At 57.1% G+C, this 11848-nt stretch carries 12 protein-coding genes and 1 riboswitch; of the genes, 8 read left to right on the top strand and 4 right to left on the bottom strand.

Going from position 1 to position 11848, the window contains the following annotated elements:
* Positions 1–22: 22 nt before the first annotated feature.
* A riboswitch (TPP riboswitch) is annotated at positions 23–132 on the bottom strand.
* 53 nt (positions 133–185) lie between these two features.
* Positions 186–671 (bottom strand): sigma D regulator, encoded by a 486-nt coding sequence (gene rsd / locus V6944_RS22250; RefSeq protein WP_185669930.1) that lies wholly within the window; start codon positions 669–671, stop codon positions 186–188.
* Between the two features lie 98 nt (positions 672–769).
* Between rsd and nudC the strand changes: the two genes are divergently transcribed.
* The 6 genes from nudC to V6944_RS22280 all read left to right on the top strand — a co-directional run bounded on the left by nudC (position 770) and on the right by V6944_RS22280 (position 5113).
* Positions 770–1540, top strand: a complete 771-nt coding sequence (gene nudC, locus V6944_RS22255; RefSeq protein ID WP_333500556.1) for an NAD(+) diphosphatase — start codon at positions 770–772, stop codon at positions 1538–1540.
* A gap of 40 nt (positions 1541–1580) precedes the next feature.
* A complete protein-coding gene (gene hemE, locus V6944_RS22260) occupies positions 1581–2645 on the top strand; it encodes a uroporphyrinogen decarboxylase (RefSeq protein ID WP_333500557.1) in 1065 nt (354 codons plus the stop codon).
* The gene (gene nfi / locus V6944_RS22265; protein ID WP_333500558.1) at positions 2645–3325 is read left to right on the top strand and encodes a deoxyribonuclease V; all 681 of its coding nucleotides are present in this window, start codon (positions 2645–2647) and stop codon (positions 3323–3325) included. Before hemE ends, nfi begins: the two co-directional genes overlap by 1 nt.
* Positions 3326–3358: 33 nt before the next feature.
* Complete coding sequence (locus tag V6944_RS22270) at positions 3359–3949, top strand: YjaG family protein (RefSeq protein WP_185669926.1); 591 nt, start codon at positions 3359–3361, stop codon at positions 3947–3949.
* Positions 3950–4135: 186 nt separating this feature from the next.
* Entirely contained in the window at positions 4136–4408 is a 273-nt protein-coding gene (gene hupA, locus V6944_RS22275; protein WP_001044509.1) for a nucleoid-associated protein HU-alpha, read from the top strand.
* A 12-nt stretch (positions 4409–4420) separates the two neighbouring features.
* A complete protein-coding gene (locus tag V6944_RS22280) occupies positions 4421–5113 on the top strand; it encodes a DUF1481 domain-containing protein (protein ID WP_333500565.1) in 693 nt (230 codons plus the stop codon).
* Between the two features lie 3 nt (positions 5114–5116).
* On the opposite strand, the gene zraP is transcribed toward V6944_RS22280, so the two are convergent.
* Positions 5117–5557: a zinc resistance sensor/chaperone ZraP gene (zraP, locus tag V6944_RS22285; RefSeq protein ID WP_333500559.1), complete on the bottom strand. Its 441-nt coding sequence runs from the start codon at positions 5555–5557 to the stop codon at positions 5117–5119.
* A 251-nt stretch (positions 5558–5808) separates the two neighbouring features.
* Between zraP and zraS the strand changes: the two genes are divergently transcribed.
* Together zraS and zraR are read left to right on the top strand one after the other, a co-directional pair.
* Positions 5809–7188, top strand: coding sequence for a two-component system sensor histidine kinase ZraS (zraS, locus tag V6944_RS22290; protein ID WP_333500560.1), 1380 nt, complete (start codon positions 5809–5811; stop codon positions 7186–7188).
* The gene (gene zraR / locus V6944_RS22295; protein WP_333500561.1) at positions 7185–8516 is read left to right on the top strand and encodes a sigma-54-dependent response regulator transcription factor ZraR; all 1332 of its coding nucleotides are present in this window, start codon (positions 7185–7187) and stop codon (positions 8514–8516) included. The genes zraS and zraR overlap by 4 nt, the downstream gene beginning before the upstream one ends.
* Here zraR and purD read toward each other — a convergent pair.
* Both purD and purH read right to left on the bottom strand, forming a co-directional pair.
* Positions 8513–9802, bottom strand: coding sequence for a phosphoribosylamine--glycine ligase (gene purD, locus V6944_RS22300; RefSeq protein WP_333500562.1), 1290 nt, complete (start codon positions 9800–9802; stop codon positions 8513–8515). The genes zraR and purD overlap by 4 nt on opposite strands.
* A 15-nt stretch (positions 9803–9817) precedes the next feature.
* Positions 9818–11407, bottom strand: a complete 1590-nt coding sequence (purH, locus tag V6944_RS22305) for a bifunctional phosphoribosylaminoimidazolecarboxamide formyltransferase/IMP cyclohydrolase (RefSeq protein WP_333500563.1) — start codon at positions 11405–11407, stop codon at positions 9818–9820.
* Positions 11408–11848: the final 441 nt, after the last annotated feature.

Consider the following 11848-nt stretch of genomic DNA (forward strand, 5'->3'; position numbering starts at 1 on the left):
GATCGCCCTTGGGCGATGCGACTATAGATTGACTCTTGTTCCCTTCGCAGGTCTTAACCTGATCAGGTTCCGCGGATCCCGAATTAACGGTCTCAGCCCGTGCTTGCGCACTGGGCACTCCGACAAGAAGTAACCTCAGATGATGAGAGGTAATGAATGTAAACTACTCGTTAATGCGGCAAATCTCAAGCCGGGCGTTTTATTTCGTCCTCGCCGAGCGCCTCGAAGGTCAGCATGATGAGCTGGTCTTCCAACAGAAAACGGGCCTCCAGCGCTTCACCGATATCGGACAGCGCCTGCTGGAAGGCATACACGTTATCCTGGTCGATAGCGTTCTCCAGCGTAGAGTCGTAGTAGTCCATAATTTGTTGGGTATTGGCATCCAGCAGCGGCCAGATTTTGCTGGCGTTTAAAAGCGGACTGTTGCCTTCCATTTTATGGATAATGCGTTCATAAATACTGAAATGACCGGCAGATAAATAGTCGACCAGGCGCTGACAAAAGTCATCAAGCGCTTTCTCGTTAAGACGCATGAACGATTCTTTGCCAGGCTTAAGGCCAACCAGATTGTAGTAAGCCACGAGCAGGTGCTTACGAATATTCAGCCAGCGGTCGACCAGTCTGTGGTGTCCTTTTACACGCTCTGTCAGGCTCTCTAACTGGTTTAACATAGGTTGACCCCCGCATCAGTAAGTTTAAAATCTGCTCACGTCAATATGTAAATATTATGTTAATAAAATGCCTATGAACCGAAGGTAGCGCAAGAGATATGGATCGTATAATTGAAAAATTGGATCGCGGCTGGTGGATAGTCAGCCACGAACAAAAATTATGGTTGCCCGGTGGGGAATTACCATATGGCGAAGCGGTAAATTTCGATCTTGTGGGTCAGCACGCACTCCAGATTGGTGAGTGGGAAGGTGACCCGGTTTGGCTGGTACAGCAGCGTCGCCACGATATGGGCACCGTGCGTCAGGTTCTTGACCAGGACGTGGGCCTGTTCCAGCTTGCCGGGCGCGGCGTGCAGCTGGCGGAGTTTTACCGCTCGCACAAATTCTGCGGCTACTGCGGCCATACCATGCACCCGAGCAAAACCGAATGGGCGATGCTGTGCAGCCACTGCCGTGAGCGCTACTACCCGCAGATTGCGCCGTGCATTATCGTCGCCATTCGCCGCGATGATTCGATCCTCCTTGCCCAACACGTTCGCCATCGCAACGGCGTGCATACCGTGCTGGCCGGTTTTGTTGAAGTGGGCGAAACCTTAGAGCAGGCGGTGGCGCGTGAAGTGATGGAAGAGAGCGGCATTAAGGTGAAGAACCTGCGCTACGTCACCTCCCAGCCGTGGCCATTCCCGCAGTCGCTGATGACCGCCTTTATGGCGGAGTACGACAGCGGCGACATCGTTATCGATCCTAAAGAGCTGCTTAACGCCAACTGGTATCGCTACGACGATCTCCCGCTTTTGCCGCCGCCGGGCACCGTGGCGCGTCGTCTGATCGAAGATACCGTGGCAATGTGTCGGGCTGATTACGACTGACATGTTACAATAGGCGCATCAACGCTAAAGGAATGTAAACATGAGCGAACTGAAGAACGATCGTTATCTGCGCGCGCTGCTGCGCCAGCCCGTAGACGTGACCCCGGTATGGATGATGCGCCAGGCAGGCCGCTATTTGCCGGAGTACAAGGCAACCCGCGCCCATGCTGGTGATTTTATGTCGCTGTGCAAAAACGCCGAGCTGGCCTGCGAAGTCACTCTGCAGCCGCTGCGCCGCTTCTCGCTTGATGCGGCGATCCTCTTCTCGGATATCCTGACCATTCCGGATGCGATGGGGCTGGGACTCTATTTTGAAGCCGGGGAAGGCCCGCGTTTTACCTCGCCTATCACCAGTAAAGCGGATGTTGAAAAGCTGCCGATTCCGGACCCGGAAGGTGAGCTGGGCTACGTGATGAACGCGGTGCGCACCATTCGCCGTGAACTAAAGGGCGAAGTGCCGCTGATTGGTTTCTCCGGCAGCCCGTGGACGTTGGCGACCTATATGGTGGAAGGCGGCAGCAGCAAAGCCTTTACCACTATCAAAAAGATGATGTACGCCGACCCTAAAGCGTTGCATCTGCTGCTGGATAAGCTGGCGCAGAGCGTCACGCTGTACCTCAACGCGCAGATTAAAGCCGGCGCGCAGTCGGTGATGATTTTCGATACCTGGGGCGGCGTGCTGGCCGGTCGCGACTATCAGCAGTTTTCGCTGTACTACATGCACAAAATCGTTGATGGCCTGCTGCGTGAAAACGACGGTCGCCGCGTGCCGGTGACGCTGTTCACCAAAGGCGGCGGTCAGTGGCTGGAAGCAATGGCGGAAACTGGCTGCGATGCGCTGGGTCTCGATTGGACTACTGATATCGCCGATGCGCGCCGTCGCGTAGGCCATAAAGTGGCTCTGCAGGGCAATATGGACCCGTCCATGCTTTATGCGCCTGAGGCGCGTATTGAAGAAGAAGTGGCGACGATTCTGGCCGGTTTTGGTCAGGGCGAAGGCCACGTCTTCAATCTCGGCCACGGCATTCATCAGGACGTGCCGCCGGAACATGCGGGTGTCTTTGTGGAGGCGGTACATCGCCTGTCGGCGCAGTATCACCGCTGATGGATCTCGCATCGCTGCGTTCACAGCAGTTGGAGCTAGCCTCATCGGTGATCCGGGACGATCGTTTTCACTGCGATCCCCCGGATCTGATCGGCGGCGCTGACGTAGGCTTTGAGCAGGGCGGTGAAGTGACGCGCGCGGCGATGGTTTTGCTGAAGTACCCTACGCTTGAGCTGGTGGAATATCAGGTGGCGCGTATCGCCACCACCATGCCCTATATCCCCGGTTTTCTCTCTTTTCGCGAAACCCCTGCGCTGATGGCGGCCTGGCAGCAGCTTTCGCAAAAGCCCGATCTGCTGTTCGTCGACGGCCACGGTATTTCCCATCCGCGTCGTTTAGGCGTCGCCAGCCATTTTGGCCTGCTGGTGGACGTGCCAACCATCGGCGTGGCAAAAAAACGGCTGTGCGGCAAGTTTGAGCCGCTCTCGCCTGAGGTTGGCGCGCTGGCACCGCTGATGGACAAAGACGAGCAGCTGGCGTGGGTCTGGCGCAGCAAAGCGCGCTGTAACCCGCTGTTTATCTCCACGGGTCATCGCGTCAGCCTGGAGAGCGCTTTAGGCTGGGTGCAGCGCTGTACCCAGGGCTACCGCCTGCCGGAGCCGACGCGCTGGGCAGACGCCGTGGCCTCAGAGCGCCCGGCTTTTACGCGGCTTGCAGCAAAACCGCCCCATATCGGGTAAACTGCGTCTAATTTCCGTATTCGAGAACTCATCATGTTACAAAACCCGATTCATCTGCGTCTGGAGAAGCTGGAAAGCTGGCAGCACGTCACCTTTATGGCCTGTCTTTGCGAACGCATGTACCCAAACTACGCCATGTTCTGCAAAGAGTCGGAATTTGGTGAGCCGCAGTTGTACCGTCGTATCCTCGACCTCATCTGGGAAACCCTAACCGTCAAAGACGCGAAGGTAAACTTCGATAGCCAGTTGGAAAAACTGGAAGAGGCGATCCCGGCAGCCGATGATTACGACATGTACGGCGTTTATCCAGCGATCGATGCCTGCGTAGCATTAAGTGAATTAATTCACTCTCGCCTGAGCGGTGAAACCCTCGAGCACGCGATCGAAGTCAGTAAGAGTTCTATTACCTCCGTGGCGATGCTGGAAATGACCCAGGCTGGTCGCGAAATGACCGATGAAGAGCTGCGTCTGAACCCTGCGGTAGAGCAAGAATGGGACATTCAGTGGGAGATTTTCCGCCTTTTAGCCGAGTGCGAAGAACGGGATATTGAACTGATTAAAGGGCTACGCGCAGACCTCCGCGAGGCCGGTGAGAGCAATATTGGTATAATTTTTCAGCAATGAGACAACAAAACGTGATTTACCGCCTGAATTGTCACGCCTGAAGGCTTCACATCTGCCCCCCGTCTGGTCTACATTTGGAGGGCGAAAAAAAGTGGCTATCGGTGCGTGTATGCAGGAGAGTGCTTTTATGGCATTTTCGTCGCACTCGATGCTTAGCAAGCGATAAACACATTGTAAGGATAACTTATGAACAAGACTCAACTGATTGATGTAATTGCGGACAAGGCTGAACTGTCTAAAACCCAGGCTAAAGCTGCACTGGAATCCACCCTGGCTGCTATTACTGAGTCTCTGAAAGAAGGTGATGCTGTACAACTGGTTGGTTTCGGTACCTTCAAAGTGAACCACCGCGCTGAGCGTACTGGCCGCAACCCGCAGACCGGTAAAGAAATCAAAATCGCCGCAGCTAACGTGCCGGCATTTGTTTCTGGCAAAGCACTGAAAGACGCAGTTAAGTAAGACCGCGTGGCAGTGAACAGTTTTAAAGAAGGGGCGGTTTCGCCCCTTTCGTTCATCTGGTGCCGTTTATCGGCGCTGGCTGGCGTACTGTTGCTCACTGCCTGCAGCCATAACAGCACGCTGCCGCCTTTCACCGCCAGCGGCTATGCTGACACGCAGGGTGCGGTTCGCATCTGGCGTAAAGATAGCGGCGGCGAGACCCATCTCTTAACTACGCTAAGTCCGTGGCACAGCGGCAATACCTCGACCAGCGAATACCGTTGGCAGGATGACAAGCTGCAGCTGATTGAACTCAACGTCTACGGTAAACCGTCCGAACATATTCGCGCCCGTTTCGATAGCAACGGCGAGCTGAGCTTTATGCAGCGCGAAACGGATGGGCAGAAACAGCAGCTCTCCAGTGACCAGGTGGCGCTTTACCGCTACCGTGCCGAGCAGATCCTCCAGACCAGCGATGCGCTGCGGCTGGGGAAAGTAGTATTACGTCAGGGGCGCTGGCATGCCGACGGCTCCGTCACCACCTGTGAAGGCGAAACGGTGAAGCCTGATTTTGACTCCCGCGCCCTGGGGCATATTGCGAGCCGCCAGAGCCGTTCATCCGCCGAAGTGAGCATTGCCTGGCTGGAAGCGCCGGAAGGCACGCAGCTCTTGCTGGTGGCGAACGAAAACTACTGCACCTGGCAGCCGACCGAAAAGAACTTCTAAGCCTTACCAGCGGTTCATGCCGCCCATATGACCCCCTCCGTTGTGCCCGCCCTGACAGCCATAGCCGATCCCACCGTGACGAGGTATTCCGGCCTGCGCCATGGCGACATCAAACTTCACTCGCTGATTATCCAGCTTCTGTCGTAGCGTCTCGATCTCCTGCGCCACGCCCTCGATTTTCGCGCTATCTGGCTTATCGGCGGTTAGCAGGGCGTTGTACTCATAGCGCTTAGAGGTGAGCTGTTGTCGCAGCGCGCTGGTCTGGTTGTAAAAATCATCGTGTAGCTTCTGCGCCGTCGCCCGCTGTGCGTCGGTTAGCTGGCTGTAGCTGCCGTTATCACTGTTGTTGCCCCAGTGATGCGGCCCGGCTAGCGCCGCCCCGCTGGTGAAGGTGAGTGCCGCGACGGCAAAGAGCGTAAGGGTCAGATTGTTGTTCCGTTTCATGGTTGATTCTCCTGTGGTGTGGTTATCTTAGCTATTGCATCTTCTGTGCCAGACTCACAAACCGCGATAATGCAGAGGGTTGCAGGCCACTTACGGCAGCAGGCGAGTAAAAATGACCCGCGTCAGCCTACCCGGCGGGTCATTTTTACTCGTTGAAGCGGGACGTTTGTGCTCGAGGGCCGGGTTAGCGGGCGCGAAAAATGGCATGATTTCTGCTGAGGGATGATGACGGGAAAAGAGAAGGAAGCCCCATGAGCCTCATACGTTTACAGAAGGATTCGGTTGCGACCGGTATTAGCTGGCTGCTGACTGGCGTGATTTTGCTGCTGGTCTGCCTGTTCTCGGCGCTTATCGTGCGCGATTACGGGCGGGAAAGCGCATCGGCCCGGCAAACCATCCAGGAGAAAGGCAGCGTGCTGATCCGCGCGCTGGAGTCCGGTGCCCGTGTCGGCATGGGGATGCGCATGCATCATGCCCAACTTCAGGCCATGCTGGAAGAGATGGCCTGGCAGCCGGGCGTGCTGTGGTTTGCCGTTACCGATGAGCAGGGAACGGTGATCGCCCATAGCGACCCGCAGCAGGTGGGCAAGACACTCTACGATGCGCAGCAGATGCACGAACTGCAGGTTAGTGACACCGTGCGCGAGCGACGCGTTGCATCACCCGAACCGGCGCTGGAGATCTACCGGTCGTTTCGCCCGCTGGAGAGCGGCAATGGCCACCACATGCGCATGATGATGCGGCGGGAGGTGGTGACGACCCCGCAGGTGATTTTTGTCGCCTTTGATGTGCGTGAACTCGACGCCGAGCAGGCACGCGGGCTGCGCAATATGATTGTGATGCTGTGCGCCGCCGGGTTGGTGATGGTGGCGACCATCCTCGCGCAGTTCTGGTTCCGTCGCTATCAACGCTCACGCAGGCTGTTACAGGAAGCGACCCACCGCAGAGAAAAGCTGGTGGCCTTAGGCCATCTGGCGGCTGGGGTAGCGCATGAAATCCGTAACCCGCTCTCGTCGATTAAAGGTCTGGCGAAGTACTTTGCTGAACGCACGCCGCCGGGGGGAGAAGCCTACGCGCTGGCACAGGTGATGGCGAAAGAGGCTGACCGTCTGAACCGCGTGGTTAGCGACCTGCTGGAGCTGGTGCGTCCGGCGCATTTAAAATGGCAGTCGGTGGATCTCAACGAAGTGATTGCCCACTCGCTCCAGCTGGTCAGCCAGGATGCGCGTGGCCGGGAGATTACGCTGCAGTTCACGCCACTGCCTGCGCTACGCCGTATTCAGGCCGACCCGGACCGGCTGAATCAGGTGCTGCTGAATCTCTATCTCAACGCGATTCAGGCGATAGGTCACGGCGGTGTGATTACGGTAACGGCAGGTGAGTGTAGCGACGGGCGCGTGAAGGTGAGCGTCGCCGATAACGGCAAGGGGATGACGGCTGAGCAGCTACAGGCAATTTTCACCCCGTACTTCACCACCAAAGCCGACGGTACCGGTTTGGGGCTGGCGGTGGTACAGAACATTATTGAGCAGCATGGCGGAACCATTCACGCCGATAGCCGTCCCGGCGAGGGGGCCACATTTACCCTTTACCTGCCGGTTAATGAGCAACAAAAGGAACAGCAAGGATGAGCGTAGAGAAGGTCGATATTCTGGTGGTGGACGATGATATCAGCCACTGCACTATTCTCGACGCGCTGCTGCGCGGATGGGGATATCAGGCCTCACTGGCGCATAACGGCCGGGAGGCGCTGGAACAGGTGCGCCAACGGGTATTTGATTTAGTGCTCTGCGATATCCGCATGGCGGAGATGGACGGCATTGCGACGCTCAAAGAGATAAAGGCCTGGAACCCGTCGATCCCGGTACTGATCATGACCGCCTACTCCAGCGTGGGGACGGCGGTTGAGGCGCTAAAATCCGGGGCGCTGGATTACCTCATCAAGCCGTTAGACTTCGATAACCTGCAGCAGACGCTGGCACAGGCGCTGGTGCATACCCGGCAGGCTGAAAGCCCGGTTCCGGCATCACCAGCGGCTCAGTTCGGGATGGTCGGCGATAGCCCTGCCATGCAGGCGCTGCTGCACAATATCGCGCTGGTTGCCCCTTCTGATGCCACGGTGCTGATTCACGGCGAGTCGGGCACCGGTAAAGAGTTGGTGGCGCGAGCCCTGCACGCCAGCAGCGCGCGCCGCGATAAGCCGCTGGTGACGCTGAACTGCGCGGCGCTCAATGAGTCTTTGCTGGAGTCCGAACTGTTCGGCCACGAGAAAGGGGCGTTTACCGGTGCGGATAAACGGCGGGAAGGGCGTTTTGTGGAAGCAAGTGGCGGGACTTTATTCCTCGATGAAATTGGCGATATCTCGCCGCTGATGCAGGTACGCCTGCTGCGCGCGATTCAGGAGCGCGAGGTGCAGCGCGTAGGCAGCAACCAGACCATTTCGGTGGATGTCCGCCTGATAGCCGCCACCCATCGCGATTTGGTTGAAGAGGTCAGCGCCGGGCGCTTTCGCCAGGATCTCTATTACCGACTGAACGTGGTGACCATCGACATGCCGCCGCTGCGTCAGCGCCGCGAAGATATTCCCGCCCTCGCGCACTACTTCCTGAAACGCTACGCCGAGCGCAACCGTAAAGCGGTGCAGGGATTTACCCCGCAGGCGATGGATTTGCTGATTCACTACGACTGGCCGGGCAATATTCGCGAACTGGAAAACGCGGTGGAGCGGGCGGTGGTGCTGCTGACGGGTGATTATATCTCTGAGCGTGAGCTGCCGCTGGCGATCGCGGGTACGCCGATACCGATGTTGTCATCGGCCGATGATGAGATTCTGCCGCTGGTGGAGGTGGAAAAAGAGGTCATCCTGGCGGCGCTCGAAAAAACGGGCGGCAACAAAACTGAAGCCGCCCGTCAGTTGGGCATCACGCGCAAAACGTTGCTGGCAAAGCTCAGCCGTTAGTTCTGCTCACGCTCGATGGCGCGCCAGCCGATGTCGCGGCGGCTGAAGCTGCCGTCCCAGTGGATATCGGTCATTAAGGCGTAAGCGCGTTGCTGCGCTTCTGCCACGGTGTGGCCCAGCGCGGTGGCGCACAGCACGCGGCCGCCGCTGGTCAGCACGCGGTCATCGTCAGCGAGCCTGGTGCCCGCGTGGAAGACTTTACCGTCCGTTGAGGATTCCAGCGGCAGGCCGTGGATCTCATCACCGGTGTTGTAGTTGCCAGGGTAACCGCCCGCGGCAATCACTACGCCCAGCGAGGCGCGATCGTCCCACTCGGAGGTTTTCTCATCCAGCTTGCCCTCGCAGGCGGCCAGGCAAAGATCCACCAGATCCGACTTCATGCGCAGCATGATCGGCTGCGTTTCTGGGTCGCCAAAGCGGCAGTTGAACTCGATAACCTTCGGGTTGCCCTGTTTGTCGATCATCAGACCCGCATACAAGAAGCCGGTGTAGGTATTCCCTTCCGCCGCCATGCCTTTCACGGTTGGCCAGATGATGCGTTCCATGGTGCGCTGGTGGACCTCATCGGTCACTACCGGTGCAGGGGAGTAAGCCCCCATGCCGCCGGTGTTCGGGCCGGTGTCACCGTTGCCTACACGTTTGTGATCCTGGCTGGTGGCCATCGGCAGCACGTGCTCGCCGTCGACCATCACGATAAAGCTCGCTTCTTCGCCGTCGAGGAACTCTTCGATAACGATGCGGTGACCCGCGTCGCCAAAGGCGTTACCGGCCAGCATATCGTGTACGGCAGCTTCGGCTTCTTCCAGCGTCATCGCCACGATAACGCCTTTACCGGCGGCCAGGCCGTCGGCTTTGATCACGATCGGCGCGCCTTTCTCACGCAGATAGGCCAATGCTGGCTCAATCTCAGTGAAGTTCTGATACTCCGCCGTCGGGATCTGGTGACGGGCGAGGAAATCTTTGGTGAAGGCTTTGGAGCCTTCCAGCTGCGCCGCGCCTTCGGTTGGCCCGAAGATCTTCAGGCCAGCGGCGCGGAACGCATCGACCACGCCAATCACCAGCGGCGCTTCCGGGCCGACGATGGTCAGATCAATCTTCTCGTTTTGGGCAAAACTCAGCAGTGCCGGAATATCGGTGACGCCGATAGCCACGTTCTGCAACGCGGGCTCCAGTGCGGTACCGGCGTTACCCGGCGCGACATAAACGGTATCAACCAGCGGAGACTGTGCCGCTTTCCAGCCCAGTGCATGTTCGCGGCCGCCGTTACCAATGACTAAAACTTTCATCGTCTGCTCCCTGAATTAATGGCGGAAGTGGCGCATGTCGGTGAAGATCATCGCGATGCCGTGTTCGTCGGCGGCGGCAATCACCTCTTCGTCGCGGATAGAACCGCCAGGCTGGATAACGCAGCTCACGCCAACGGCGGCAGCGGCATCAATGCCATCGCGGAACGGGAAGAATGCATCGGAAGCCATAGCGGAACCTTTTACTTCCAGACCTTCATCACCGGCTTTAATGCCCGCGATTTTGGCGGAGTAAACGCGGCTCATCTGGCCTGCGCCTATACCAATGGTCATGTTCTCTTTGGCATACACAATGGCGTTGGACTTCACGAACTTCGCCACCTTCCAGCAGAACAGCGCATCGCGCAGCTCTTGCTCGGTCGGTTGACGTTTGGAAACGACGCGCAGTTCACCTTCGCTCACCATACCCAGGTCACGGTCCTGAACCAGCAGGCCGCCGTTCACGCGTTTAAAGTCGAGGCCCGGCACGCGCTGTGCCCACTGGCCGCAGGTCAGGACGCGAACGTTCTGTTTAGCGGCGGTGATCTTCAGCGCTTCTTCGGTCGCGGATGGGGCGATGATCACTTCCACGAACTGGCGGGAGATGATCGCTTGCGCGGTTTCAGCATCCAGCTCGCGGTTAAAGGCGATGATGCCGCCGAAGGCGGAGGTTGGGTCCGTTTTATAAGCGCGATCGTAAGCGTCGAGAATAGAAGTGCTTACCGCAACGCCACATGGGTTCGCGTGCTTGACGATAACGCAGGCCGGTTCGTTGAACTCTTTCACGCACTCCAGCGCGGCATCGGTATCAGCGATGTTGTTATAAGAGAGCGCTTTGCCCTGAACCTGCTGCGCGGTGGCAACGGATGCTTCTTTGACGTTTTCTTCTATATAGAAGGCAGCTTGCTGGTGGCTGTTCTCGCCGTAGCGCATATCCTGCTTCTTGATGAAGTTCAGGTTCAGCGTACGTGGGAAACGACCCGCGGCTTCTTTGCTCTCACCGTAGTACGCCGGAACCATGCTGCCGAAGTAGTTGGCAATCATGCTGTCATAAGCGGCGGTGTGTTCGAAGGCTTTAATTGCGAGATCGAAACGGGTGTCGAGGGTCAGAGAGCCTTCGTGAGCATCCATCTCTTTAATAATGGCGTCGTAGTCGCTGCTCTTGACGACGATAGCAACGTCTTTATGGTTCTTGGCGGCGGAGCGAACCATCGTTGGGCCGCCGATATCGATGTTCTCTACCGCATCTTCCAGCGAGCAGCCTTCACGGGCGACGGTCTCGGCGAACGGATAAAGGTTAACGACAACCATATCGATAGGCGCAATGTGATGCTGTTCCATAATGGCATCGTCCTGGCCGCGACGACCGAGGATGCCACCGTGTACTTTTGGATGCAGGGTCTTTACGCGTCCATCCATCATTTCCGGGAAACCGGTGTAATCGGAAACTTCGGTCACCGGCAGACCTTTTTCTGCTAACAGGCGGGCGGTGCCTCCTGTAGACAGCAGCTCCACACCGCGTGCGGAAAGTGCCTGGGCGAACTCGATAATACCGGCCTTGTCAGAAACACTGAGCAGAGCGCGGCGGACTGGACGACGTTGTTGCATGGTAAATCCCCTGGATTTGACTATTACAGAGAGCGTTAGGTGAATTCTTGCGTAAAAACTCAGCTAACGCCCCTTACGGGGCATCCTTGTTTTGCGGGTGCATTGTAACGAAAACGTTTGCGCAACGCTCGCGAATTTTTCTCTTTCCCTCAATTCCATTATTTCATCTCTATAGATGGGGGATAAAACCAGGTGACTCTCGAAAGCGATCCTTACTTTTGTGGATAACTCTGTGTGTAAATGGGTATAAGGCGGGGTTCTGCTGGGGATTTCAGCAGTCAGTCATTTTTCTGCAATTTAAGGGTTGCGGGCCTGAGGAAACTCCCTATAATGCGCCTCCATCGACACGGCGGATGTGAATCACTTCACACTAACTAGCCGGGTTGGTTGAAGAGAAAAACCTGAAAATGAGGGTTGACTCTGAAAGAGGAAAGCGTAATA

The sequence above is a fragment of the Kluyvera sp. CHPC 1.2972 genome (assembly GCF_036759925.1).
In the GTDB taxonomy this organism is placed as follows: domain Bacteria; phylum Pseudomonadota; class Gammaproteobacteria; order Enterobacterales; family Enterobacteriaceae; genus Kluyvera.